Consider the following 24,438-nt stretch of genomic DNA (forward strand, 5'->3'; position numbering starts at 1 on the left):
CTCGCGAATGCGCTCGATCAGTCACCTTTCAGCGCCTGAAAAACCGCCATCGCGAGCAGGCTCGCTCCCACATTTGAACTGTGCACTTCACAAAAAAAAGTGGGAGCTGGTTTGCCAGCTCCCACAGGGATTTTGCTTCATTCAGTCAACGCGCAATCAATCATCCGGCATCTGCGGCGGTTTGCTCGGTTTCGCCGGTTTGCTGCCCTTAGCGCCTTTGGCCGGTTCCGGCTCGGTGGCGGCAGGCGTTTGTGCGGCGGCGGCCGCAGCGGCGGCTTCTTTTTCGGCCATGGGCATGGCGTCGATGGTTTCGAAGATTTTTGCCAGGCTCAATGCCTTGGCTTCATCACCCGAGGCGGAGAGCTTGGTTTCGCCGTCCTTGCCCACCAGGAACACTTTTGGATAAGCGCCGGCACCGAGCTTCAGCGAACGCAGCAGGGCCATGGTGTCCTGCTGACCCATGTCCTTGCCGTCGAGCTGGCCGGACATGCTGAGGATGGTGTAGACCTTGATGTTGCGGTCGGTGACGCCTTTTTTGTTGGCCGGGTCTTCCAGTGACTTTTTCAGGCTCAGCCACACCGGGTCGACAGTGCTTTGCGCAATCACGATCAGCGGGCGGGCGCGGCCCACGTCCCCGGCCAGGGGTGAATCGCTGTCGGCGGCGAACAGGGGGCCAGCGATTGCCAGCAAGAGGGTCAGGGTCAGGGACCTGATGAGCATGCGCATCTCCTTTTGATATCCACGCACTACTGATTGCGCATCGTGGCGATTGTTCCGGCGGCGTCTGGCAAAAAGGCATTGCCCTGTCAGAAGCTTAGGTCAGGGAGAACTTTGCGCAACACAATAGGTGTGATCGCTAAGCAGATTTGATTACCGATCATGAGCGCATTAGGGTGGCCGTTCTGCCAACGAAATGGAGTTCACCCCGCATGCATATCGACTACCTGTGCGACCGCCCCGAATTTATCGAGGAACTGGCCACACTCAATTTCAAGGAATGGGGTGAGTTTCGCCCCGGGCAAACTGTCGAAGATCGCATCGAGCACATGCGCGAATCCTGTGGCAAAGGTGCGGTGCCCAGCGTGGTAGTTGCGCTTGAGGAGTCCCGACTGCTGGGCGGCGCGCTGCTGATCGAGCACGATTTGAAACTGCGCCGCAATCTGACGCCGTGGTTGGCAGGTGTTTACGTGAAGGCCGAAGAACGTGGTCGAGGTATAGCCTCGCAATTGGTCAATCGAGTAGTCGAGGAAGCGGCGGCGCTCGGTGTGCCTGAGCTCTATCTTTACACCGACACTTCGCAGTCGCTGTATGCGCGACTGGGCTGGCAAGTCGTCGAGGAGCTGGTTTACGAAGAGCTGCCGGTGGTAGTGATGAAGTACGTCATTCAGCGCTAACCCGTGGTGATACGGCTCGCCGCAAGCTACCGCCTCACTACAGCGCTGAACCGAGTGCCGAGAGCAATTGCGAGGGGTCGACGGTTCGTCCACCGAGCTTGAGCTCACCGCTATCGAGATCAACCCTCAACCTCACCGACGCCCGATCGCCTGGGTACTTGCGCAGCACCAGCTCGATGCCATTGGCGGTCTCGTCGGCAGTACCAAGCAAATCCCACAGACTCTCGCTCAGATCCAGCAGCACTTTTTGCTGCTGCAGATCGACTAACTGCGGCGCATACAGCCAATGACTCATGCGCATCTCACGCGGCTCGACGGTGATGGCGAGACGACCCTCGCAGTGGAAAGTGGTTTCATTCATCGATGGATCAGAACGCCAACTTATAACCAATCAACACCAGCATCGTCGCCAGGCACGGGCGCAGGACTTCGTCGGAGATGCGTCCGGTCAGGTGGCTGCCGAGCCAGATGCCGGGCAGCGAGCCCATCAGCAGGAAACCCAGCACGCCCCAATCCATGTTGCCCATGCTTGCGTGGCCGAGGCCGGCGACGAGGGTCAGGGGTACGGCGTGGGCGATTTCGGTGCCGACCAGGCGGCGGGTTGGCAGCAGTGGGTAAAGGATAAACAAGGCGACGGTGCCCAGTGCGCCGGCGCCGATCGAGGTCAGGGCGACCATGGTGCCGAGGATCAGACCGGTGATCACCGTCATGATATTCAGGCGCGAACCGCTCGGGTTGTAGTTGCCACCCGCGCGTTTGTGGGCGAATTCGAGCAAGCGTTTCTTGAAGAAGATTGCCAGGGCAGTGGCGAAGAGGACGAAGCCGAGCGCCTGTTTGATGATGGCGTTCATCGCGTCCGGCGCGGTGTGCAGGGTGCTGAGGAACCACAGGGTCATGGCCACCGCTGGCACACTGCCGAGGGTCAGCCAGCCGGTGATCGCCCAGTCGATGTTCTTGTTCTTCCTGTGAACGAGGACGCCGCTGGATTTGGTGATCGCGGCGTACAGCAGGTCGGTACCTACCGCCGTCGCCGGGTTGATGCCGAACCACAGCAGGATCGGCGTCATTAACGAACCGCCGCCGACACCGGTCATGCCTACGATAAACCCCACCACCAGCCCGGCAATTACCAGGCCGAAATTTGCCAATTCCATTCAAACGTCCAGAAAACGACAGGAAAATCTGGCCCGCAGCATAGCGATTTTTCTTATAACCACATATATCGATGCGGTCTATCGTTATGCCATATCGAACTCACTGCAGATCCCTGTGGGAGCGAGCCTCGGAAAGGCGGTGGGTCAGCATCCGATGATTTGAATGATCCGGCGCTTTCGCGAGCAGGCTCGCTCCCACAGTGGTCTGCAAGGCTCACTGCACCGGCAGGAAATTCAAGAACAGCAGACTCTGCGCGTAATTCAGGCCGATCCTGCGATAACGCTCATCGAGCATCTGCGTGAGCAGATCCAGGCGCGCGACGATTTTGCTGAATTCGGTGGCAAAGCTGAGGTTGCTGCCCTCCTCCGAGATTTCGTTGGAGAACAGCAACGGCTGGCCTTCCTTGTTCTGCCGTTGCGACAAAATCCACATGGCTTTTTCGATGTTGCGCGCGGCGTTGTGCACGAACGTCGGGTTGATCGCGTCGGTCATGTAGAACTCGGTGCGATTGCCGTGGGCGGTGACCAGCATGCTGCCGATCGCATAGATGAAGGCGCCGACGCGGTCGCCGAGGAATTCCGGACTCATCGCATAGCTCAGCGCCGCCAGGTCCTTGCGCCCGCCCAGCACGGGCAACGGCTGCTGTTGCTCGACAGCGAGACGCACCTGTTTCACGGCGGCGTTGACGGTGAGGAAACCGGATTTGCGCAGTTCTTCCGGGTTGCGCAAGTAAAGCTTGCCCATCAATCGATATAGACTGTCGAGGTTGTCGCGCATCGCCAGGGTGGCCATGCGGTCGACGCTGGTCTGCAAAAACTCCTGCGGCTGCCCTTCTCGTATCTGATTGAAAAACCCGTTGCCGTTCTGGTGGCTGCAGCCGCTTAGCAACAGCGACAACAGGCAGGCCAGCAGCAGGCACGGGCGGCGGTGAGTGGCGGTGATCAGGGCAAAAACACTCGGCATGAAGTCTCGGACAGGCACATTCCTGTGCGGCGGGAGTCACCGCATCCTGGCCATGCATAGAGCCGCCGATTGCGAAAAAGTGCAGTGCCTGAGCAGTTAGCCGACCTTCGGCGATAGGCGATCCGTCAATTAGTCGGACTTTATATTTGCCAATACATGTAAATCCGCTATAAATCCTGTTCAGCCCCACAAATAGAATGACTAGTTATGTGTAGGAGCTGCCGAAGGCTGCGATCTTTTGATCTTGCTTTCAAAAATCACAATCAAAAGATCGCAGCCTGCGGCAGCTCCTACAGGGGACCGCAGTGTTTAAAACAACAACAAAAAGGAAGGTCAACCATGCCTCAATCCCGTCACCTGCTCTCCGGCCTCGGACTGTCCCTGATGATCGCTACCCTTTCCGCCAACGCGGCGGGCCTGACCGCTGAACACAAAGCTTTCGGCAAAACCAATGACGGCACGCCTGTCGAACAGTACATCCTGCGCAACAGCCACGGCATGCAAGCCACCGTGATTACCTACGGCGCGACCCTGCAAGCGCTGAAAGTCGCTGACAAACACGGCAAGTTCGACGACGTCGTCTTGGGTTTTGACGATGTGCAGGGCTATCAGAAAGGCACCGCGTACTTCGGCGCGACCATCGGCCGCTTCGGCAACCGTTTGGCCGAAGGTGCTTTCGAACTCGATGGCAAACGCTATCAAGTGCCGCAGAACGACAAATCCAACGCCCTGCACGGCGGCCCCGAAGGTTTCGACAAGAAAGTCTGGAAGGCCAGGGAAACCAAGGACAAGGATTCGGTAGGCGTGACCCTGACCTACCTGTCGGCCGACGGCGAGATGGGTTTCCCGGGTAATCTGACCACAGAGGTCACCTATCGCCTGACCGACAGCAACGAACTGCGCATCGACTACAAGGCCAGCACCGACAAGCCGACCGTGCTCAACCTGACCAACCACAGTTACTTCAACCTGGCCGGTGCCGGCAATGGCGATATTCTCAAGCAAGTCGCCATGATCAACTCCAGCCATTACACGCCGGTCACCGCCAAACTGATCCCGACCGGGGAGCTGGCGCCTGTGGCCGGTACGCCGATGGACTTCAGCAAACCGACGGCGATCGGCACGCACATCAAGGCTGATCATCCGCAGCTGAAATTTGCCGAGCCGAAACAGGGCGGCTTCGATTTCAACTGGGCGCTGGACACCAAGGGCGATGTCAGCAAGCTCGCCACCGAAGTCAGCGACCCGCAATCCGGACGCGTCCTGCAACTGTTCACCAGCGAGCCGGGCGTGCAGTTCTACACCAGCAACTTCCTCGACGGCACGGTCAAGGGCAAGGGTGGCAAGGTCTATCCGCACTGGGGCGCGTTCACCCTCGAGACCCAGCACTACCCGGATTCGCCGAACCAGCCGGATTTCCCGAGCACGCGGCTTGATCCGGGGCAGACTTATGCCCACAGCGTGATCCTCAAGTTCTCCGCCAAGTAACCTGCCATGCACCCCCTGTGGCGAGGGGATTCATCCCCGTTGGGATGCGAAGCAGCCCCAAAAACCTGCAATAGAACGCTGTCTGATACAACGCGTGTTGCAGGATCGGGGCTGCTTCGCAGCCCAGCGGGGATAAATCCCCTCGCCACAAATTCCCTCACCACACATTCCCCTCGCCACAATTGATCCGGTTTCATCCTTGACTCCCCCTTCCTTCCGGGAACCCTTGCTCTATCCTGCTGCCCACTAAAGATATCGACTCTTTAAGGCAGGAGGTTTGAATGCGTACCCTTGAGTTGGCCGGCGTGCAGGTTCCGGTGATTGGCCAGGGCACCTGGCGCATGGGCGAGGATCGTTCGGCGCACAGCCGTGAAGTCGCGGCGCTGCGCACCGGCATCGAGCTAGGCATGAGCCTGATCGATACCGCTGAGATGTACGCCGAGGGCGGTGCCGAAACGGTGGTCGGCGAAGCCATCGCCGGTCTGCGCGATCAAGTCTTTCTGGTCAGCAAGGTCTACCCGCACAACGCCAGCCGCCAGGGCATCCCGCAAGCCTGCGAGCGCAGTTTGCGTCGGCTCGGCACCGACTACATCGATCTGTATCTGTTGCACTGGCGCGGTCAGTATCCGCTGGAGGAAACCGTCGAAGCCTTCGAACGCCTGCGCGAGGACGGCAAAATCGGCCGTTGGGGTGTGTCGAATTTCGATGTCGACGACCTCGAAGAACTGTCCAGCTCGGCCTGCGCTACCAATCAGGTGCTTTACAACCTCGAAGAGCGCGGCATCGAATTCGATCTGCTGCCATGGTGCCAACACCAGCGCCTGCCGTTGATGGCGTACTGTCCGATCGGCCAGGGCGGCGCGATGCTCGCCGAGCCGGTTCTGCAAGACATTGCCAGTCGCTACAACGCCACTCCGGCGCAGATTTCACTGGCGTGGCTCCTGCGTCAGGACGGCGTGATTGCGATTCCCAAGGCTGTGCGCCCGGAGCATGTGCAACTCAATGCCGAGGCGGCCCAGTTGCAATTGGACGCCGGGGATCTGGCGGCGCTGGACAAGGTGTTCCCGGCGCCTCAACGCAAGCAGCGGCTGGCGATGGTCTGAGCTGCCGACCGCGAGGGCTTCGCCATGAGAAGCACAGATCTGCACGACCCGTTCAACCTGCAACGTTTTGTCCAGGCACAGGACCCGGTGTTCGAACGGGTCCAGCGTGAACTCGAGACGGGCCGCAAGCGCAGCCACTGGATGTGGTTCGTCTTCCCGCAGTTCGCCGGATTGGGCGGCAGCGAAATGGCCCGGCGCTTTGCGATTGGTTCAGCCGAGGAAGCCCAGGCCTATCTGGCCAATGAACTGCTCGGGGCGAGAGTGCGCACCTGCACGCAACTGGTGCTGAATGTGCCGCAGCGCTCGATTGCAGACATTTTCGGCCATCCCGATGACCTGAAATTTCATTCTTCGATGACCCTGTTCGCCCAGTTCAGCGCCGAGGACAGTCTGTTCCATCAGGCGCTGGAGCGGTACTTCCACGGCATCCTCGATGAGTGGACGCTGCAACTGCTCGACTCAAAACAGGCCCAGTTGCCCACCGATCAGAGTTGAGAAGTCGTCGTCGACAAACGGCAGAATCGCGTCCGCCACCGGTTGCAGCTGTCGCGTGATGTAATGGTCGTAGTCGATGGCGGCGCGGCGTACTTCCAGCGGCTCCGGGCCGGCCAGGGTGATGACGTAGCTGATCCAGCCGCCGTTCTGATACTGCCGGGGCCGCCCCTGCTCGGCGTTGTATTCGTCGGCCAGCCGCGCCGCGCGTACATGCGGCGGTACGTTGCGTTCGTAATCGTCGAGGGTGCGGCGCAGACGTTTGCGGTAGATCAGCCGATCGTCGAACTCGCCGGCGAGGGTCTTGCGTACGTAGTCGCGCACATAATCCTGATACGGCTTGCGCTGGAAGATCCGCTCATACAGTTCTTGCTGAAATTGCCGCGCCAGCAGCGACCAGTCGGTGCGCACCGTTTCCAGGCCTTTGTAGACCATTTCCTCGCTGCCATCGGCGCGGGTGACGAGGCCGGCGTAGCGCTTCTTGCTGCCCTCCTCGGCGCCGCGAATCGTCGGCATCAGGAAGCGCTTGTAGTGAATCTCGAACTGCAATTCCAGCGCGCTTTCCAGCCCATATTCCTCGCGCACATGCGTGCGCCACCAGTCGTTGACGTGTTTGACCAGCGCATGGCCGATCTGCGCTGCTTCATCCTGACCATGCAGACTGCGCAGCCAGACGAAGGTTGAATCGGTGTCGCCGTAAATGACGGCGTGGCCCTGCTCTTCGATCAACTGGCGAGTGCGCAACATGATTTCGTGGCCGCGCAAGGTGATCGACGAGGCCAGCCGGGTATCGAAAAAACGGCAACCGCTGGAGCCGAGCACGCCGTAGAAGGCGTTCATGATGATCTTCAACGCCTGGGACAGCGGCGCATTGTGCTCGCGCTTGGCGGTTTCGCGCCCTTCGGCCACCCGCGCCACGATGGACGGCAGACAATGGCGGGTGCGCGAGAAGCGTGCGCCACGAAAACCCGCTACCGAGTCAGCGTCGTCCGGGTGTTGCAGGCCCTCGATCAAGCCCACCGGGTCGATCAGAAAGGTGCGAATGATCGACGGGTAGAGGCTTTTGTAATCGAGCACCAACACTGATTCGTAAAGCCCCGGGCGTGAATCCATAACGAAACCGCCGGGGCTGGCCTGGGGTGGATTGGTGCCCAGATTGGGTGCAACGAAGCCCTGGCGGTGCATCAACGGCATGTACAAATGGGTGAACGCGGCGACCGAACCGCCGCTGCGGTCGGCCGGCAAACCGGTGACGCTGGCGCGTTCAAGCAAAAACGTCAGCAGTTCGGTCTTGGCGAAGATCCGCGTGACCAGCTCGCAGTCCTTGAGGTTGTATTTGGCCAGCGCCGGTTTGTCCTCGGCGAACATGCGGTTGATCTCGTCCATGCGCTGGTACGGATTGTTGATCGCCTTGCCTTCGCCGAGCAGGGTCTGCGCGACGTTTTCCAGGCTGAACGAGGGAAAACTCCAGGTCGCCGAACGCAACGACTCGATGCCATCGATGATCAGCCGCCCCGCTGCAGAGGCGAAGTAGTGATTGCGGCTACCGTGCTCGCGCCACTGCATTTCTTCGCCGCCACGACCGATCTTCAGCGGCACGCCGAGACGCCGGGCGTGTTCGTGAAGGATGCGCAGGTCGAACTGCACAACGTTCCAGCCAATGATCGCGTCGGGGTCGTGGCGGGCGAACCAGTCGTTGAGCTTCTTGAGAATGAGCGTGCGCGAATCGCAGTACTCGAGGTCGAAATCGACAATGCTGGCGTCGCCGTTCGGCGCGCCGAGCATGTACACCTGGCGCTCGCCACAGCCTTCCAGCGCGATGGAATACAGCTCGCCGTTTTCGGTGGTTTCGATGTCGAGTGAGACCAGACGCAGCTTCGGCCGGTAATCGGGGTCGGGTTTCAGTTGGGCGTTGATCAGCACGCCGTCAGCATCAGGCGTGCCGCCAAACAGCACCGGCGCGGTGATGAAGCGCTCCATCAGATAGCGTTCCGGCGGTCGGACGTCGGCTTCAAAGACGTCGACGCCGGCCCGGTTGAGCGCGGTTTCGAGGCGCATCAACTGGCCGTGCTGCTGGCAATACACACCGAGCACCGGACGATGCTGGAAATCGAGCAAGGCCAACGGTCGCAGCTCTACATTTTTTTCATCGTGCAGCAGACGCTCGGCCGCTTCTCGCTGTGCGGCGGGAATAAACGCGACCGACGGCTGATGCGCCAGACGCACGCGGCGCGGCCCGGCGTCCGTTGCCAGCCAGAACTCGACTTCGGTGCCGGCCGGCGTATCGCGCCAATGCCGGGTCAGGACGAAGCCCTGCTGTAAATCCACCACTGCGACCTCAACGTTTCAATCAGAACGCCATTCTACGCAGCATTTGTGGCAAGGGATTTATCTGCGGCAACAGGGATTTATCTGTGGCAAGAGGGATTTATCTGTGGCGAGGGGATTTATCCCCGTTGGCCTGCGCAGCAGGCCCTTTCATTAAAAGCGGGGCCGCTTCGCGGCCAGCGGGGATAAATCCCCTCGCCACAGATGCTTCATTTACCGATACAAAGATGCTTCATTCACCGATACAAAGATGTTTTTTCCGGCAAATGGCGTTTTTTGCACGCTAACTGCCGCTTTGCCACCTTGCTCTGCGCGGCTGCGTCTACGATGCTTGATGAACAACGACAACACCTGAGTAACCGCCATGAAGACCGTCGCCCAACTGCTCAAGCTCAAAGATCAGAAAAATCAGGAAGTGCACCAGATCAAACCCGATCACATGGTGCTCGAAGCGCTGATGAAGATGGCCGAGAAAAACGTCGGCGCCTTGCTGGTGGTCGAAGACGACAAAGTGGTCGGCATCATCAGCGAGCGTGACTATGCGCGCAAGCTGGTGCTGCACGGGCGCTCTTCGGTCGGTACGCCAGTGCGCGACATCATGGTCAAGGACGTGATCACCGTGGATACCCGACAAACCGTCGACACCTGCCTAGGCATCATGTCGGACAAACGCCTGCGCCACTTACCGGTGGTCGAGGACGGCCAGTTGATCGGCCTGCTGTCGATCGGCGACCTGGTGAAGGAAGCGATTGCCGAACAGGCCGAGCTGATCAAACAGCTGGAGCAGTACATTCGCGGGGAGTGAGCCCACGGCCGTGATCCCCTTGTGGGAGCGAGCCTGCTCGCGAATGCGCCAGGTCAGTCGACACATCTTTGACTGACAGACCGCTTTCGCGAGCAGGCTCGCTCCCACATTCATGAATCGGTCAGCCTTGAGACGGCCAATGCCGCTCAAACACCGGTGCCAGCACCGGGTGTCGGTCGATCCTTTGCAGCCAAGCATAAAAGCCCGGGCGGGTCTGGCGCAGGTGTTCGCGGCTGCCGGCCCAGCGGCTCACCACGGCCGCCAGCACATCCAGTGCGCCGGGCGTTTCATCATCCAGATACAGCTCCGCGGAAAACTGATCGGCAAACACCTCCCAACTGAAGTGCAGGCGCTGGCGCGTGCCCGCGATCAGGTTTTGCCGTGCGCTCTCGTCAGGCGTGATCAACCAGCGCTCGGGGTAATCGATGATGCCGACCGCCGCGTAGCAATTGCTGACGATATAGGCGAGGCCGCGAATCGCCTGATCACGATCGGCTGCCTTGCTCGGCAGCAGGCCGGACTTGGGAAACGTCAGGCCCAAGTGAATAAGGATCGCTGCACTTTCGGTCATGGCGCTGCCGTCCGGCAGTTGCAGGGTCGGTATCTGTTTCAGCGGATTGAGTTTGCCCAGCGCCTCGTCGGCCTCGGCGCTGGCTTCGGTATCAATGAAGCGATAGGCGATCTGGCACAACTCCAGTGCCGCCTCGATGGCAGCCGCGCCGGAATTCTTGTGCCCGTAGAGCTGGTACATGTCCGTTCCCCCGATAAGGCCTTTGCACAGGGTAGATGGCTGGCCGGCCTGACGTAGAAAATTCTGCATATGTGTCGTGATTGGCACGTTTTTCCCATGCACTGCCGACTTGCGAAATCAACCTTCGCCAATCAGCGCTGGCGGTGCCCATCCCGCACCAAGAGCATTCATCGAACGCTATCCGCGTTCTTGTAAGGTGCGACAGCGAACCAAAAGTTCGCCTGTCCGAGCTGGCAATAAGGAGTTCACCTGTGAATCTTCAAATGCTCCGCCGTACGACATACCCCACTCACTCGCAAATCCAGCCCCAAGTTCAGCCGAGCCTATTCAGCCTGGCGCGTTTCTCCTTTATTACCTGAAACCCAATGCACACTTTGCGTGCCTGGCGATAGAGCGATCGCCGGGCGCCAAGTGTTATTTATTTTTTAAATACGGCAATTAATAAAAGGCACAACAACAAGATTGTCGAACAATGACTTTCCGTCATTGAAATTGCACCAAAAGCGCACGCCCGAATGTGATGCAGTTAACCAATACTCCAGAATCAAAATAAGGAACATGTCCTGTGAACCGCTGAATGACTGACCTGCACCAAATCGATTCGCTACGCACCGATAGGTGCTAAGCCTGATCACCGAGCAGCCGCTCTATCCCGCCGATTGGCGTGGTACAGCGCTCCCTCTGACTCGCACCTGAAAAAGCCCTTCTGCGAGGACTTGAGGACCGCTTCGCGCCGAATAAACAGTGGGCGAATTTGAAACTTATATAAATGCGACGTCAGCAACACCGAAGATATGCATTCAACCGGTTTCAGCAACATCTGGCACACCTGTTGCAAACTGTAACAAACCTGAGACAGCTCGCGTCTCCACACAACAACAAGCCACGGAATGGATAATGAACAATCGATATAGATGCTACTAAGCCATTAAGTTTGTTCGAGGCCGTTTAAACAGATAGTCCAACTATCGGCCCGCGTACACCTTGAAGAAAGTTGCCCCCACTCACTCGAACATCAGCCATATGTTCGGACGGCACCTTATTGCCCTTCATCTGACCCGAGGGAGCTTTAATGAACGATGCGGTAAAGCACAAAACCCTGCCGGGGCCGTTGCAGCAAGCGCCGGTCTCGCCGGCAATGGGCAGGCCGGCGTTTACAGCCAATACGTCACGACCCGGCGGGTTGAACAAACCACAGATGCTCTTGCTGATCGCCGTGTCGGCGCTGATACACGGCGGCGCGTGGTGGTTCTTCCATCAGGCGCGTCCTGAGCCACTGCCGACGCCGCCGGAAATCCCGGAAATGACCGTCGAGCTGACCAGCCCGACGCCTCCGGCCCCACCCACACCGGAACCACCTCCACCGCCCCCGCCTCCTCCGCCGCCGGAACCCGAGCAGCCGGTGGAAGACGAGGACGCGGTCAAGCCGCCGCCCAAACCGGTGGAGAAGCCCAAGCCAATCGAAAAACCGAAACCGGTGGAAAAGCCAAAACCGGCGAAAAAAGTCGAGCCACCGAAAGCGCCGCCCGCCCCGGCGCAACCGTCCGCACCTGCGGCGCCGACGACACCGAGCGCACCACCGGCACCACCTGCTGCGCCCGCTCCGGTCAAGGAATCGGCAGCGATTTCCGGCCTGGCCAGCCTCGGCAACCCGCCGCCGGAATACCCGTCGCTGGCGCTGCGCCGCAATTGGGAAGGCAGCGTGGTGCTGCGCATTCAGGTGCTGGCCAACGGCCGTGCTGGCAGCGTGACGGTGACCAAGTCCAGCGGCAAGCCGCAACTGGACGAGGCGGCCGTCGCGGCGGTGAAGAACTGGAAGTTCATTCCGGCCAAGCGCGGCGACACGCCGATCGACGGCTTCGCCACCCAGACCATCGATTTCAAATTGCCGCAATGACGGCGCAACCGACTCATTACTGATTAACGCAAGCGAGGTGTAGCCATGAACGATTCACTGTCTTCGATGATTGTCCCCGGTGTGCTCTGGGGCCTGGTGCTGTTTTCCGTGGTCAGTTGGGCGATCCTGCTGGTCAAGTCGGCCCAGTACCTGCGCCAGAAAGCGCAGAACAAACAGTTCACCAAAGCCTTCTGGAGCGCGCCGGACCTGCTCACCGCCGCCGAACACGCCAGCCAGTATCCAGGCTCGCTGGCGCGCATCGCCAGCAGCGGTTTCGAAGCCCTGCTGGTCGAAGAGTCGCCGCGCACCACGCAACAACTGGCGCACACCATCAACCGCTCCGATCGCCTGGAACGCAACCTGCGCCAGCAGATCCAGAAAGAACGTCGCTCGCTGGAAAACGGCCAGGCGATCCTCGCCAGTATCGGCAGCACCGCGCCGTTCATTGGCCTGTTCGGCACCGTGTGGGGAATCATGGAAGCCCTGCAAAGCATTGGCGAAACCGGCTCGGCCAGCCTTGAAGCGGTCGCCGGGCCTATCGGCCACGCGCTGATCGCTACGGGCGTGGGCATCGCCGTCGCGGTGCCGGCGGTGCTGATCTACAACTTCTTCCTGCGTCGGCTGAAACTCGCCTCGGCGGACATGGACGACTTCGCCCACGACTTCGACGCCCTCGCCTCGCGCAGTGCGTTTTCCATCAGCCGCCAGGCCATTGCCAGCAGAAGCACCAACGCCGTGCGGGAGGCCAGCTGATGTCCTTCTCCACTCAAGACAGCGATGAAGTGCTCAGCGAAATGAACGTCACGCCGCTGGTCGACGTGATGCTCGTGCTGCTGGTGGTGTTCATTGTCACCGCGCCGCTGATGACCAACGCGATCAAGGTCAACCTGCCGAAAACCGACGCCGTCGCCCCTGCCGAAAAGAAAGACCCGGTGGTGGTCAGCGTCGATCAGGACGGCAAGTTCTATCTGGCCAAGACCGAACTGGCCCCGGAATCCCTCGAGGCCAGCCTCAAGGAGGTCAAGGCCAAAGACGCCGAAGTCCGTGTGCAATTGCAGGCCGATGCCGCCGTCAATTACGGCCAGGTGGCCAAGGCCATGGCATCGATCGAACGCTCCGGCATCAGCAAGATTTCGGTGATGACCACCCACTGATGACGGTGCCGGGCGGCTGTTGAAAGCATCCGCCCGGCACCGCTGAAAAAGAAATCCCGTCGCACCCGGCCGACCGAAAAAACGCTACGCGTCTTCGGAGGGGATCGGCTTGCTTGAAGAAAGTGGTTTTCCGCGCGCGGTATCACCGGAAGCGGAGCAATGAGCGGCTCACAAGGCCAATTCGATAACGTCTGAAAATCGGAAACAACCATGCTGATGAACACTCCACGCTTCACGCTCAAACCTTTGGTGGCAACCATGTCTCGCCACCGTTTCGTTCCGCTGTATCTGGTGGCCATGGGGATGGGCGCCGGGACCGTGCAAGCGGCCGAGGACGACAGCAGCGCCACGCCGGCAGCCGCTGTCGTGGCGGCGCCGACCACGCAACTGCAACGGGTCGAAGTGACCGGTTCGGCGATTCGCCGGGTCGATGCAGAAACGGCGGTGCCGATCACCATTCTCAAGGCTGAGGAGCTGCGCAAACAGGGCGTGACCACCACCGCCGAACTGGTGCAGCGCATCACCGGCAGCCAGTCGATCAACAACAGCGCCGGCTCCGTCGGCGCGGCAACGGGTGGTGCGTCGTTTGCCGACATGCGCGGCATCGGCGCGAACAAGACGCTGGTGCTGCTCAACGGTCGACGCCTGGCCAACAATGCCCTGTCGGGGACCAACTCGGCCGGCGGCGCGGTGGACCTGAACATGATCCCGTTTGCCGCCATCGAACGCGTGGAAGTGCTGCGCGACGGCGCCTCGGCCCTGTACGGCACCGACGCCATCGGCGGTGTGATCAACTTCATCACCAAGAAATCCCTTACCGACGGCGCGTTGACCCTCGGTGGCGAAACGCCGACCCACAGCGGTGGCGGCGCGACCAAGGACATGAGCGCCAGTTGGGGCTACGGCGATCTGGAAGAAGACCGCTTCAACGTCCTCGGCGTGTTCAACTACAACAAGCAGCAGAACCTCGACGCCAACGACCGCTCCTTCGCCACCGACTACGCGCCCGGTCGCGGTCTCGATCAGACCTCCGGCACCGCGTTCCCCGGCAACTACAGCCAGAACGGCAACGCCACCAACCCGTTGGCCAACAGCAATTGCAACGGCCCCAACCTGATCGCCCGCGACGGCTTGTGCCGCTTCAGCACCCGTGAATTCATCGACCTGGTGCCGCAAACCGAGAAGACCTCGTTCTTCGGCAAGACCACTGCCAAGCTCGGCGATGATCACAACGCCAACCTTGAATATTTCTGGTCGCGCAACAACAACGCCGTCGCCGTCGGCCCGGCGCCACTGACCGGCCTGAGTCTGGATTCTTCCTCGCCGTACTACCCCGGCAACGGCATCACCCCGGCGCCGACCGATTTCGCCCTAGACCCGACGCAGCCGGTCGATGTGAACTGGCGTGAAACCGCTGCCGGCCCGCGTGAATCGAAAGACCAGAACACCAGCCAACGCTTTCTGCTGAGCTTCGACGGCCTGGTGGGTGGTTGGGATTACAACGTCGGCGCCTCGTACAACCAGAACAAAATCGTCTCCAGCGTCACCAGTGGCTATGTCAGCGATCAGGCGATGATTGACGGGCTGGCCAGCGGTCTGCTCAACCCGTTCGGCCCGCAGACCGCTGCCGGCCAGCAGTACATCGATGCCGCCGCGTACCACGGCGCTTACTCCACCGCCGTGGGCCGCGTTGCCGGTTTCGATGGCCGGGTCAGCCGTGAAATCGGCGACTGGTTCGGCGCAGGTCCGTCCGGTCTGGCGCTGGGCGGCGAGTACCGCAAGGAGAAATTCCATCAGGACTTCGAGTCGTTCGCCGGCGACATCCAGAGCCTCGGCATCGATCCGGCCGGTAGCGTCGAAGGTGATCGCAGCGTCAAGGCCGCCTATGCCGAACTCAACGTGCCGGTGCTCGACAGCCTTGAATTGTCCGCCGCTGTGCGCCACGACAAATACAGCGACTTCGGCAGCACCACCAACCCGAAATATTCGTTCCGTTATCAGCCGCTCAAAGAGCTGGTGGTGCGTGGCGCCTACAGCGAAGGTTTCCGCGCGCCTTCGCTGTATGAACTGTATTCGCCGCGCAGCATCACCTTCACCCAGGGTTTCTACAACGATCCGGTGCTGTGTACCGGCGGTGTGGTGCAACCGGGCGGTAACGGCGGGCGCGATTGCGGTCAGCAATTCCTCAACCAGATTGGCGGCAACGAGGATCTGGCCCCGGAGAAGGCGCGCAACGTCACCTTGGGCTTCGTCTACCAACCGATCAGCGATCTGTCGGTGGGTCTGGATTTCTGGTGGATTCACATCTCCAACCAGATCCAGCCGTTCCCGGAATCCACCGTGTTCGATCAGGCCGGCTCCTACCCGGACCGCTTCGTGCGCAACGCCGACGGCACGCTCAACTACATCGTTACCGGCAACGCCAACCTCGGCATCGTCGAAACCAATGGTGTCGATGTGTCGCTCGACTATCGCTTTCCGAACACGCCGTACGGTCAGTTTGGTCTCGGCCTGCAAGGCACCTATGTCGACGAGTACGACTTCCAGAGCACCATCAAAGGCCCGTTCACCGACAAGGTCGGCGACTTCCAGGGAGACGGCGTGATCGCGCGCTGGAAGCACAACCTCACCGGCAGTTGGAGCCTGGGTGCGGCGCGGGCAGCGCTGACCAACCGCTTCACCACCGGTTACAACGATTACGACCGCGAGACCCACGCAAGGGTGGCGTCGTATTCGGTGTGGGACCTGTCGGCCGGTTACACCTTCAACAAAGTGCTCGACGTTGATGCCGGGATGAAGAACGTGTTCGACCGCAACCCGCCGTTCTCCAACCAGGCCTACAACTTCCAGAGCGGCTATGACCCGCGCTACACCGACCCGCTGGGCCGGACATTGTTTGCGCGCATGACGTATCACTTCTGACCCGAGATAAAACGCATCCCTCTGTGGGAGCGAGCCTTTGTGGTGAGGGGATTTATCCCCGATGGGGTGCGAAGCGCCCCCAAGACCTGCCGACGCGGAGCATCGGAAGTACCGCATGCATTGATCTTGCGACTGCTGCGCAGCCGATCGGGGATAAATCCCCTCGCCACAAGGGCTCGCTCCCACCGGGGGTCCGGGTTCCTTCAGGGATTTCAAGGGTGACTTCATGAGTTTTTTGCGCAACATGGCTGGCCTGCTGCTGGGCAGTGCGCTGCTGTGCACTGGCACTTCGGCACTGGCCGCCGGCAGTCACGCGTTGACGGTGTACGGCGAGGCGCCGAAGTATCCGGCCGGCTTCAAGCATTTCGATTTTGTTAACCCCGACGCGCCCAAGGGCGGTTCGCTCAGCCGTGCGTCGATGGAGATCGGTCAGTACAACTACATCACGCCGTATGCCGATCAGGGCATTTCCGTGGTGCAGGTCAATGACTGGGTGTATTCGCCATTGGCGTTTCGTTCGCTGGATGAGCCCTACACGGTTTACGCTCTGGTCGCGCAGCAGATCGAGCGCGATCCGGAGGGTTTGTGGGTGCGCTTCACCCTCAACCCCAAGGCACGCTTCGCCGACGGCACGCCCATCACCGCCGAAGACGTGCGCTACACCTTCAACCTGCTGATGACCAAGGGCAGCCTGAGTTATCGCCAGCAATATGCCGACGTGCAAGACGTGCTGGTCGAAGGTCCACGGCAGGTGCGTTTCACCTTCAAGAACAACCTCAATCGCACCCTTGCACTGGATCTGGCGACGCTGCGCGTGCTGCCCGAGCACTGGTGGAAAACCCGTGACTTCGCCAACGGCGGCGGCTTCGAGCCACCGCTGGGCAGCGGGCCGTACCGGGTGAGCAAGGTCGACGCCGGGCGCAGCATCAGTTTCCAGCGTGACCCGGACTGGTGGGGCAAGGACCTGCCGGTCAGTCGCGGCATGTACAACTTCGACAGCCTGACGGTGAATTTCTACGGCGACACCGACGTCGCTCGCCAACTGCTGCAGGCCGGTGCGTTCGACTACAACCGCGAGTTTTCTTCCTCGGGTTACGTGGTTGGCTACGACAGCCCGGCCCTGCGCGACGGGCGCTTGCAAAAAGCCATTCTGGCGCCGCACAAACCCACCGCCGCCCAAGGTTTTGTGTTCAACCTGCAAAACCCGTTCTTCAAGGATCGCCGCGTGCGTCAGGCGATCAGCCTGCTCTGGGATTTCGAGTGGACCAACAAACAGATGATGCGCGGCTTCTACGTGCGTCAGAACAGCTTCTGGCCCAAAAGTGAAATGGCCGCCAGCACCCTGCCCGATGCCGAGGAATTGAAAATCCTCGAACCGTTGCGCGGCAAGGTTCCTGACGAGGTGTTCACCACGGTCTATGAAGCGCCGAAAACCGATGGCAGCGGCTACATCCGCGACAAGCAATTGCAAGCGCTGAAGCTGCTCGGCGAAGCCGGTTGGACGGCGAAAAACAATCGTCTGGTCAACGCCGCCGGCGAGCCGCTGGAATTCACCTTTCTCGATGGTCAGGGCGGCTTCGATCGCATGCTGCTGCCGTTCAAACGCACCCTCGCGCAGATCGGCATCACACTCAATCTGCGCCGCATCGATTCAGCGCAATACATCAACCGTCTCAACGCCCGCGATTACGACATGATCGTCTGCGCTTTCCCGCGCAGTGGCGATCCGATCGTCTCCCCGGGCCGCGAGTTGTACAGCCTGTATGGCTCGCAAAGTGCCACGCAAGTCGGCAGCTCGAACGCGATGGTGCTGGCCGATCCGGCGGTCGATCAATTGATTGACGGGCTGGTCCAGGCCAACAGCCGCGAAGCCATGGTGCATTACGCCCGCGCCCTCGACCGGGTGCTGCAATGGGGTTACTACATGATTCCCAACTACTACTCCAAAGGCACGCCGACGGTGTATCAGAACCGCTTCGGCATGCCCGCCGTGCAACCTTCGTATGACGAAGGTCTCAACACCTGGTGGGAAGTCTCGGCCAGGCCGCTGACGACTCAGCAGATGAGCGCTCAGCTTGCGGGAGGCCAGTGACATGCTGCGTTATCTGAGTCGCCGATTGCTGCTGATCATCCCCACGCTGTTGTGCATTCTGGTGGTGAATTTTCTTATCGTGCAAGCCGCGCCCGGCGGGCCGGTGGAACAAGCCATCGCCCGCCTGCAAGGCTTTGGCGGGCACAGCATGGGCGGTGGCGGCGAAGTCGCGGCGGTCGGCGGTGCCGGGCGCAGCAGCCGTGGGCTGGACCCGGCGCTGATCGAGGAAATCAAACACCATTACGGCTTCGACAAACCGCTGCACGAACGCCTGTGGCTGCTGCTGAAAAACTACGCGCAACTGGATCTGGGCAACAGCTTCTTTCGCGGCGCCAAGGTCACCGACCTGATCGTGCAGAAGCTGCCAGTGTCGCTGTCGCTGGGCTTGTGGGCGACGCTGATCACCTACCTGATTTCAATCCCGCTGGGCATTCGCAAGGCGATCAGGAACGGTAGCGCCTTCGATGTCTGGAGCAGCACCGCGATCATCGTCGGCTATGCGATGCCGGCGTTTCTCTTCGCCATTCTGTTGATCGTGGTGTTCGCCGGGGGCAGCTACGTCAACTGGTTTCCGGTGCAAGGACTGGTGTCGGACAACTTCGACAGCCTCAGCACATTGGGCAAGGTCGGCGACTACCTCTGGCACCTCGTACTGCCGGTCACGTCGCTGGTGATCGGCGGCTTTGCCACGCTGACGATCCTGACCAAGAACAGCTTTCTCAACGAAATCAGCCGGCAGTACGTGATCACCGCACGAGCCAAGGGCCTGACCGAGCGCCGCGTGCTGTACGGCCACGTGTTTCGCAACGCCATGCTGTTGGTGGTCGCCGGCGTGCCGTCGGCGCTGATCGAAGTGTTTTTCGCTGGCTCCCTGCTGATTGAAACCATCTTCAACCTCGACGGCCTCGGGCGCATGAGCTACGAAGCGGCGGTATCGCGCGACTATCCGGTGGTGTTCGGCGCGCTGTTTCTGTTCACCCTGTTCGGTTTGCTGATCAAGCTGATCGGCGACCTCTGCTACACCCTACTCGACCCGCGCATCGATTTCTCGGCGAGGACTGCCTGATGTTCACACTGTCGCCTCTGGGCCAGCGCCGCGTCGCGCAATTCAAGGCCAACCGCCGTGGGCGCTGGTCACTGTGGCTGTTTATCGGCCTGTGCCTGATCTGCCTCGGTGGCGAGTTGATCGCCAACGACAAGCCGCTGGTGATCCGCTACCACGACGCCTTTTACTTTCCGATCCTCAGCGATTATCTGGAGACCGATTTCGGCGGCGAGCTGCCGTTTCAGCCGGATTACGCCAGTAACTACGTACACAAGCTGATCGAGGATCAGGGCGGCTGGATGCTGTTTCCGCCGATCCCGTTCAGCTACGACACGGTCAACTACGACCTCACCGAACCGGCGCCCAGCCCGCCGTCATCGAGCAATTGGCTGGGCACCGATGATCAGGCCCGCGATGTTCTGGCGCGGGTGATTTTCGGCACGCGGATCTCGATTCTGTTCGCGCTGATCCTCACCGCCATCAGCGCGTTGATCGGCATTCTCGCCGGGGCCTTGCAGGGCTACTACGGCGGCTGGGTCGACTTGCTCGGGCAGCGCGTCCTGGAAATCTGGTCGGGGCTGCCGGTGCTGTATCTGCTGATCATTCTGTCCGGCTTCGTCTCGCCGAGTTTCTGGTGGTTGCTGGGGATCATGGCGCTGTTTTCCTGGCTGGCGCTGGTCGACTTGGTGCGCGCCGAGTTCCTCCGTGGACGCAATCTCGAATACGTCAAAGCCGCGCGAGCGCTGGGCCTGACCGACAGCGAACTGATGCGCCGGCACATTCTGCCCAACGCCATGACTTCCACCCTCACCTACCTGCCGTTCATTCTCACCGGCGCCATTGCCACCCTGACCGCGCTGGATTTCCTCGGCTTCGGCATGCCCGCCGGCACCGCATCGCTGGGTGAACTGATCGGCCAGGCCAAACGCAATCTGCAGGCACCGTGGCTGGGGCTGACGGCGTTTTTTGCCCTGGCGCTGATCCTGTCTTTGTTGGTTTTCATCGGTGAAGCGTGCCGAGATGCCTTTGATCCGAGGAGCTGACATGCAAGACCATTTAATCGAGATCCGCGACCTGCGCGTCGCCTTCGCCGGGCAGGAAGTGGTGCACGGTGTGAACCTGGATATCCGCCGTGGCGAGTGTCTGGCGCTGGTCGGTGAATCCGGCTCGGGCAAGTCGGTGACGGCGCATTCGATTCTGCGTCTGTTGCCGGGCAAGAACGTCAGCAGCAGCGGCGCGATTCGCTACAACGGCGTGGATTTGCTGCACGCCAGCGAACAGCAGATGCGTGGTCTGCGCGGCAATCGCATTGCGATGATTTTCCAGGAGCCGATGACCTCGCTGAACCCGCTGCACACGGTGGAAAAACAGATCAGCGAAGTGCTGGAAATCCACAAGGGCCTCAAGGGCCGCGCCGCCCGCGCGCGGACCCTGGAGCTGCTCGAGCTGGTGGGTATTCGCCAGCCGTTGCAGCGACTCAAAGCCTATCCGCATCAGCTTTCCGGCGGTCAGCGGCAACGGGTGATGATCGCCATGGCGCTGGCCAACGAGCCGGAACTGTTGATTGCCGATGAGCCGACCACGGCGCTGGACGTAACCGTACAGCAGAAGATTCTTGAGCTGCTGATCGAGTTGCAGCAACGCCTCGGCATGTCGCTGTTGCTGATCAGCCACGACCTCAATCTGGTGCGCCGGATCGCTCAGCGCGTGTGCGTTATGCGTCAAGGCGAGATCGTTGAACAGGCCGATTGCGAGACGCTGTTCCAAGCGCCGCAACATCCTTACAGCCGCTTGTTGATCGAGGCTGAACCGAGCGGCGCGCCAGTGCCCAGTGAGTACGAGCACAACCTGCTGGAAGTGGATGATTTGAAGGTGTGGTTTCCCCTGCCGAAAAAACTCTTCAGCCGCCAGCAGGATTACATCAAAGCGGTGGACGGGGTCAGTTTCACCCTGCAACGCGGCAAGACGTTGGGCATCGTCGGCGAGTCGGGTTCGGGCAAGTCGACGCTGGGTCAGGCGATCCTGCGACTGGTCGAATCAGAGGGCAATATCCGTTTCGGCAACAAGCAGTTGAGCCTGCTCAATCAGCGCCTGATGCGCCCGTTGCGCCGGCAGATTCAGGTGGTGTTTCAGGACCCGTTCGGCAGCCTCAGCCCGCGCATGTCGGTGCAGCAGATCATCGCCGAAGGCTTGCTGACCCACGGCATCGGCAGCGAGGCCGAGCGCGAGGCAGCGGTGATTCGCGTGCTCGAGGAGGTCGGCCTCGATCCGCAGAGCCGCCATCGTTACCCCCACGAGTTTTCCGGCGGCCAGCGCCAGCGCATCTCCATCGCCCGCGCACTGGTGCTGGAACCGGCGCTGATCCTGCTCGACGAACCGACGTCGGCGCTGGATCGCACGGTGCAGAAGCAAGTGGTGGAATTGTTGCGCCAGTTGCAGATCAGGCATGGGCTGACCTATCTGTTCATCAGCCATGACCTGGCGGTGGTGCATGCGCTGGCGCATGACTTGATGGTGATCAAGGATGGCAAGGTGATTGAACAAGGCTCGTCGCGGGAGATTTTCGCTGCGCCGAAACATCCGTATACCCAAGAGTTACTGAAAGCCTCGGGCCTCAAGCCTTATAGAGAGCCTTGTGGGAGCGAGCCTGCTCGCGAATGCGGTGCGTCAGTCACATAAGAGCTGACTGAACCGACGCTTTCGTCGGAACGCCGCCCGGAGTAGGCTCGCTCCCACAGGTTTGATCGGTGGTGTTTGAAATTTATTTTTCCGGCACTGCATCCAATCGCCTCCGCCACGGGTAGTCCCTGTAACAGCCCACTCTGGTGCTGTCAGCGCCCTACCCTTTTCGGAGAATCATCGGATGAACATCACCCAGCTGATTGGCTTCACCGGTTTGCTCGCTTTCACCGCGACCACCTTCGCCCAGAGCAGTTATCCCGACGCGATCAAGGTGCCGGACGGGCACAAGATTGCCCTGGAGACCACCGGGGTTGGCGAGATCACCTACGAATGCCGCGACAAACCCAATATGGCCGGGCAGACCGAGTGGACCTTTGTCGGCCCGAAAGCGGTGCTCAATGATCGCAGCGGCAAACAGGTCGGCACCTATTTCGGCCCGCCAGCGACGTGGCAAGCCAAGGACGGTTCGAAAGTCACCGGCACGCAATTGGCCGTGGCACCGTCGAGCCCGGGCAACCTGCCCTATCAACTGGTCAAGGCCAACCCGGCCGAGGGCAAAGGCGCGATGACCGGGGTCAGCTATATCCAGCGTGTCGCGCTCAAGGGCGGCGTCGCGCCGGGCAGTGAGTGCACCATGGCGAACAAGGGCAAGCAGGAAGTGGTGAAGTATCAGGCGGATTATATTTTCTGGGCGGCGAACTGATATTCGGAAGCAGTGCACAATCCTGTGGGAGCGAGCCTGCTCGCGAAGACGGAGTGTCAGTCGCCTTATTACTTTCTGACCCACCGCATTCGCGAGCAGGCTCGCTCCCACAGGGAACAATGCGTCTGGATGTTTGGGAAATGTGAGCTAGATTGCACCCCATGCCTTTAGCCGAATCCGTTTTCGATTACGAAGCCCGCCTCGCTGCCTGTGCCCGGGGCGAGCGTTTGGCTTTGCGCGATTTGTATGTGCAGGAAGGCCCGCGCCTGCTCGGCGTGGCCAAGCGGCTGGTGCGCGATACGGCGCTGGCAGAGGACATTGTGCATGAGGCGTTCATCAAGATCTGGCACGGCGCGGCCGGGTTCGATCCGGCGCGCGGTTCGGCGCGGGGCTGGATGTTCAGCGTGACCCGGCACCTTGCCTTGAATCAGTTGCGCAAGCAAAGTCGGGAAACGCCGTTCAGTGAAGAACATGAGGCAGCGGCGCCTGATGAGGCGGTCGATGTTCACTCGGCGCGCATTCATCGCTGCCTCGAGCAACTGGAACCGCAGCGCCGCAGCTGCATCCTCCACGCCTACGTCGACGGTTACAGCCACGCGCAGATTTCCGCACGCCTCGACACGCCGCTGGGCACGGTCAAAGCGTGGATCAAGCGCAGCCTCAATGCTTTGCGGGAGTGCATGGGATGACCGGCGAATCAGCGCAGGAACGGGATGAACTGGCCGGCGAATACGTGCTTGGCACCTTGTCGTTCGAGCAGCGCATCGAGGTGCAACGGCGCCTGCCGAACGATCCTGAGTTGCGGGCGGCAGTCGACGCATGGGAGCGACGTCTGCTGGAGCTGACCGATCTGGCCGAACCTCAGCAACCCTCGGCGCAGTTATGGCCTCGTATCGAACGCAGTCTCGAACGGCTGACGGTGAAGAAACCGCTAACCTCGTGGTGGAATCTGCTGCCGCTGTGGCGCGGCTTGAGCGCGGCCGGGCTGGCGGCGACATTGATCCTCGGCACGATGCTGCTGACGCAGACTGCGCCGAAACCGAGTTATCTGGTGGTGCTGGTGGCGCCGCAGGACAAGGCGCCGGGATGGGTGATTCAGGCGAGCAATGCGCGGGAGATCCAGTTGATTCCGCTAGGGGTGGTCGAGGTGCCGGCGGACAAGGCGCTGGAGTTCTGGACCAAGGCTGACGGCTGGTCGGGGCCGGTGTCGTTGGGCTTGGTCAAGCCGGGGCAGGCGTTGTCGGTGCCGCTGGACAAACTGCCGCCGTTGCAACCGAACCAGCTGTTTGAGCTGACGCTGGAAGGCGCCAATGGCTCGCCGATTGGCAAGCCGACCGGGCCGATTCAGGCGATCGGGCGTGCGGTGAAGGTGCTCTGAGGCTCTGCTACGCGGTTGTCCGCAACCATCATCGACGTCGATGTTCACCATCACGGTAATGAAGTTCTCATAAAAAATTCCGGGCG

Annotated in this window: 22 protein-coding genes; 16 read left to right on the top strand and 6 right to left on the bottom strand. The window is 60.7% G+C overall.

Going from position 1 to position 24,438, the window contains the following annotated elements; all coding sequences use genetic code 11:
• Positions 1–156: 156 nt before the first annotated feature.
• A complete protein-coding gene (locus PS14A_RS16060) occupies positions 157–720 on the bottom strand; it encodes a DUF4174 domain-containing protein (protein ID WP_016775365.1) in 564 nt (187 codons plus the stop codon).
• Between the two features lie 209 nt (positions 721–929).
• Between PS14A_RS16060 and PS14A_RS16065 the strand changes: the two genes are divergently transcribed.
• The gene (locus PS14A_RS16065) at positions 930–1,394 is read left to right on the top strand and encodes a GNAT family N-acetyltransferase (protein WP_212616716.1); all 465 of its coding nucleotides are present in this window, start codon (positions 930–932) and stop codon (positions 1,392–1,394) included.
• Between the two features lie 37 nt (positions 1,395–1,431).
• Here the strand turns inward: PS14A_RS16065 and PS14A_RS16070 are convergent, their stop codons facing one another.
• The 3 genes from PS14A_RS16070 to PS14A_RS16080 all read right to left on the bottom strand — a co-directional run bounded on the left by PS14A_RS16070 (position 1,432) and on the right by PS14A_RS16080 (position 3,512).
• Positions 1,432–1,755 carry a hypothetical protein gene (locus tag PS14A_RS16070; protein ID WP_212616717.1) on the bottom strand — a complete coding sequence of 108 codons (324 nt, stop codon included), beginning with the start codon at positions 1,753–1,755 and terminating at the stop codon, positions 1,432–1,434.
• 7 nt (positions 1,756–1,762) lie between these two features.
• A complete protein-coding gene (locus tag PS14A_RS16075) occupies positions 1,763–2,548 on the bottom strand; it encodes a sulfite exporter TauE/SafE family protein (RefSeq protein WP_039763409.1) in 786 nt (261 codons plus the stop codon).
• Positions 2,549–2,762: 214 nt separating this feature from the next.
• Complete coding sequence (locus PS14A_RS16080; RefSeq protein WP_212616718.1) at positions 2,763–3,512, bottom strand: hypothetical protein; 750 nt, start codon at positions 3,510–3,512, stop codon at positions 2,763–2,765.
• 339 nt (positions 3,513–3,851) lie between these two features.
• Between PS14A_RS16080 and PS14A_RS16085 the strand changes: the two genes are divergently transcribed.
• From PS14A_RS16085 to PS14A_RS16095, 3 genes are all read left to right on the top strand, one after another.
• A complete protein-coding gene (locus PS14A_RS16085; protein WP_212616719.1) occupies positions 3,852–5,000 on the top strand; it encodes an aldose epimerase family protein in 1,149 nt (382 codons plus the stop codon).
• 281 nt (positions 5,001–5,281) lie between these two features.
• Positions 5,282–6,103: an aldo/keto reductase gene (locus PS14A_RS16090; protein ID WP_212616720.1), complete on the top strand. Its 822-nt coding sequence runs from the start codon at positions 5,282–5,284 to the stop codon at positions 6,101–6,103.
• A 24-nt stretch (positions 6,104–6,127) separates the two neighbouring features.
• Complete coding sequence (locus PS14A_RS16095) at positions 6,128–6,598, top strand: DUF1810 domain-containing protein (RefSeq protein ID WP_212616721.1); 471 nt, start codon at positions 6,128–6,130, stop codon at positions 6,596–6,598.
• Here the strand turns inward: PS14A_RS16095 and PS14A_RS16100 are convergent.
• Positions 6,563–8,923 (bottom strand): DNA polymerase II, encoded by a 2,361-nt coding sequence (locus PS14A_RS16100; RefSeq protein ID WP_212616722.1) that lies wholly within the window; start codon positions 8,921–8,923, stop codon positions 6,563–6,565. The genes PS14A_RS16095 and PS14A_RS16100 overlap by 36 nt on opposite strands.
• A 364-nt stretch (positions 8,924–9,287) precedes the next feature.
• Between PS14A_RS16100 and PS14A_RS16105 the strand changes: the two genes are divergently transcribed.
• Positions 9,288–9,728 carry a CBS domain-containing protein gene (locus PS14A_RS16105; protein WP_016775372.1) on the top strand — a complete coding sequence of 147 codons (441 nt, stop codon included), beginning with the start codon at positions 9,288–9,290 and terminating at the stop codon, positions 9,726–9,728.
• A gap of 121 nt (positions 9,729–9,849) precedes the next feature.
• Here the strand turns inward: PS14A_RS16105 and PS14A_RS16110 are convergent, their stop codons facing one another.
• A complete protein-coding gene (locus PS14A_RS16110; protein WP_212616723.1) occupies positions 9,850–10,479 on the bottom strand; it encodes a glutathione S-transferase N-terminal domain-containing protein in 630 nt (209 codons plus the stop codon).
• Between the two features lie 1,072 nt (positions 10,480–11,551).
• Here PS14A_RS16110 and PS14A_RS16115 point away from each other — a divergent pair.
• The 11 genes from PS14A_RS16115 (at position 11,552) to PS14A_RS16165 (ending at position 24,352) form a co-directional block, all read left to right on the top strand.
• Entirely contained in the window at positions 11,552–12,376 is an 825-nt protein-coding gene (locus PS14A_RS16115; RefSeq protein ID WP_212616724.1) for a TonB family protein, read from the top strand.
• A 45-nt stretch (positions 12,377–12,421) separates the two neighbouring features.
• Positions 12,422–13,129: a MotA/TolQ/ExbB proton channel family protein gene (locus tag PS14A_RS16120; protein ID WP_212616725.1), complete on the top strand. Its 708-nt coding sequence runs from the start codon at positions 12,422–12,424 to the stop codon at positions 13,127–13,129.
• Positions 13,129–13,530 (top strand): biopolymer transporter ExbD, encoded by a 402-nt coding sequence (locus PS14A_RS16125; protein ID WP_016775377.1) that lies wholly within the window; start codon positions 13,129–13,131, stop codon positions 13,528–13,530. Before PS14A_RS16120 ends, PS14A_RS16125 begins: the two co-directional genes overlap by 1 nt.
• A 210-nt stretch (positions 13,531–13,740) precedes the next feature.
• A complete protein-coding gene (locus PS14A_RS16130) occupies positions 13,741–16,452 on the top strand; it encodes a TonB-dependent receptor (RefSeq protein WP_212616726.1) in 2,712 nt (903 codons plus the stop codon).
• 226 nt (positions 16,453–16,678) lie between these two features.
• Positions 16,679–18,544, top strand: a complete 1,866-nt coding sequence (locus PS14A_RS16135; RefSeq protein WP_212616727.1) for an extracellular solute-binding protein — start codon at positions 16,679–16,681, stop codon at positions 18,542–18,544.
• A 1-nt stretch (position 18,545) separates the two neighbouring features.
• Entirely contained in the window at positions 18,546–19,610 is a 1,065-nt protein-coding gene (yejB, locus tag PS14A_RS16140) for a microcin C ABC transporter permease YejB (RefSeq protein WP_212616728.1), read from the top strand.
• Positions 19,610–20,632 (top strand): ABC transporter permease, encoded by a 1,023-nt coding sequence (locus PS14A_RS16145; protein ID WP_212616729.1) that lies wholly within the window; start codon positions 19,610–19,612, stop codon positions 20,630–20,632. The genes yejB and PS14A_RS16145 overlap by 1 nt, the downstream gene beginning before the upstream one ends.
• 1 nt (position 20,633) lies before the next feature.
• Positions 20,634–22,268: an ABC transporter ATP-binding protein gene (locus PS14A_RS16150; RefSeq protein WP_241662868.1), complete on the top strand. Its 1,635-nt coding sequence runs from the start codon at positions 20,634–20,636 to the stop codon at positions 22,266–22,268.
• Positions 22,269–22,452: 184 nt separating this feature from the next.
• The gene (locus PS14A_RS16155) at positions 22,453–22,974 is read left to right on the top strand and encodes a DUF3455 domain-containing protein (RefSeq protein ID WP_016775383.1); all 522 of its coding nucleotides are present in this window, start codon (positions 22,453–22,455) and stop codon (positions 22,972–22,974) included.
• Between the two features lie 161 nt (positions 22,975–23,135).
• Positions 23,136–23,663, top strand: a complete 528-nt coding sequence (locus tag PS14A_RS16160) for a sigma-70 family RNA polymerase sigma factor (protein ID WP_212616730.1) — start codon at positions 23,136–23,138, stop codon at positions 23,661–23,663.
• Positions 23,660–24,352 carry an anti-sigma factor gene (locus PS14A_RS16165; RefSeq protein ID WP_016775384.1) on the top strand — a complete coding sequence of 231 codons (693 nt, stop codon included), beginning with the start codon at positions 23,660–23,662 and terminating at the stop codon, positions 24,350–24,352. The genes PS14A_RS16160 and PS14A_RS16165 overlap by 4 nt, the downstream gene beginning before the upstream one ends.
• Positions 24,353–24,438 lie beyond the last annotated feature (86 nt).

The organism is Pseudomonas sp. 14A (assembly GCF_018132745.1).
GTDB lineage: Bacteria > Pseudomonadota > Gammaproteobacteria > Pseudomonadales > Pseudomonadaceae > Aquipseudomonas > Aquipseudomonas mercuritolerans.

What these genes read in the sequence shown, in the direction of transcription:
- PS14A_RS16060 (WP_016775365.1), bottom strand. Translation starts at nt 720, where the DNA reads ATGCTCATCAGGTCCCTGACCCTGACCCTCTTGCTGGCAATCGCTGGC.
- PS14A_RS16065 (WP_212616716.1), top strand. Translation starts at nt 930, where the DNA reads ATGCATATCGACTACCTGTGCGACCGCCCCGAATTTATCGAGGAACTG.
- PS14A_RS16070 (WP_212616717.1), bottom strand. Translation starts at nt 1,755, where the DNA reads ATGAATGAAACCACTTTCCACTGCGAGGGTCGTCTCGCCATCACCGTC.
- PS14A_RS16075 (WP_039763409.1), bottom strand. Translation starts at nt 2,548, where the DNA reads ATGGAATTGGCAAATTTCGGCCTGGTAATTGCCGGGCTGGTGGTGGGG.
- PS14A_RS16080 (WP_212616718.1), bottom strand. Translation starts at nt 3,512, where the DNA reads ATGCCGAGTGTTTTTGCCCTGATCACCGCCACTCACCGCCGCCCGTGC.
- PS14A_RS16085 (WP_212616719.1), top strand. Translation starts at nt 3,852, where the DNA reads ATGCCTCAATCCCGTCACCTGCTCTCCGGCCTCGGACTGTCCCTGATG.
- PS14A_RS16090 (WP_212616720.1), top strand. Translation starts at nt 5,282, where the DNA reads ATGCGTACCCTTGAGTTGGCCGGCGTGCAGGTTCCGGTGATTGGCCAG.
- PS14A_RS16095 (WP_212616721.1), top strand. Translation starts at nt 6,128, where the DNA reads ATGAGAAGCACAGATCTGCACGACCCGTTCAACCTGCAACGTTTTGTC.
- PS14A_RS16105 (WP_016775372.1), top strand. Translation starts at nt 9,288, where the DNA reads ATGAAGACCGTCGCCCAACTGCTCAAGCTCAAAGATCAGAAAAATCAG.
- PS14A_RS16110 (WP_212616723.1), bottom strand. Translation starts at nt 10,479, where the DNA reads ATGTACCAGCTCTACGGGCACAAGAATTCCGGCGCGGCTGCCATCGAG.
- PS14A_RS16115 (WP_212616724.1), top strand. Translation starts at nt 11,552, where the DNA reads ATGAACGATGCGGTAAAGCACAAAACCCTGCCGGGGCCGTTGCAGCAA.
- PS14A_RS16120 (WP_212616725.1), top strand. Translation starts at nt 12,422, where the DNA reads ATGAACGATTCACTGTCTTCGATGATTGTCCCCGGTGTGCTCTGGGGC.
- PS14A_RS16125 (WP_016775377.1), top strand. Translation starts at nt 13,129, where the DNA reads ATGTCCTTCTCCACTCAAGACAGCGATGAAGTGCTCAGCGAAATGAAC.
- PS14A_RS16130 (WP_212616726.1), top strand. Translation starts at nt 13,741, where the DNA reads ATGCTGATGAACACTCCACGCTTCACGCTCAAACCTTTGGTGGCAACC.
- PS14A_RS16135 (WP_212616727.1), top strand. Translation starts at nt 16,679, where the DNA reads ATGAGTTTTTTGCGCAACATGGCTGGCCTGCTGCTGGGCAGTGCGCTG.
- yejB (WP_212616728.1), top strand. Translation starts at nt 18,546, where the DNA reads ATGCTGCGTTATCTGAGTCGCCGATTGCTGCTGATCATCCCCACGCTG.
- PS14A_RS16145 (WP_212616729.1), top strand. Translation starts at nt 19,610, where the DNA reads ATGTTCACACTGTCGCCTCTGGGCCAGCGCCGCGTCGCGCAATTCAAG.
- PS14A_RS16150 (WP_241662868.1), top strand. Translation starts at nt 20,634, where the DNA reads ATGCAAGACCATTTAATCGAGATCCGCGACCTGCGCGTCGCCTTCGCC.
- PS14A_RS16155 (WP_016775383.1), top strand. Translation starts at nt 22,453, where the DNA reads ATGAACATCACCCAGCTGATTGGCTTCACCGGTTTGCTCGCTTTCACC.
- PS14A_RS16160 (WP_212616730.1), top strand. Translation starts at nt 23,136, where the DNA reads ATGCCTTTAGCCGAATCCGTTTTCGATTACGAAGCCCGCCTCGCTGCC.
- PS14A_RS16165 (WP_016775384.1), top strand. Translation starts at nt 23,660, where the DNA reads ATGACCGGCGAATCAGCGCAGGAACGGGATGAACTGGCCGGCGAATAC.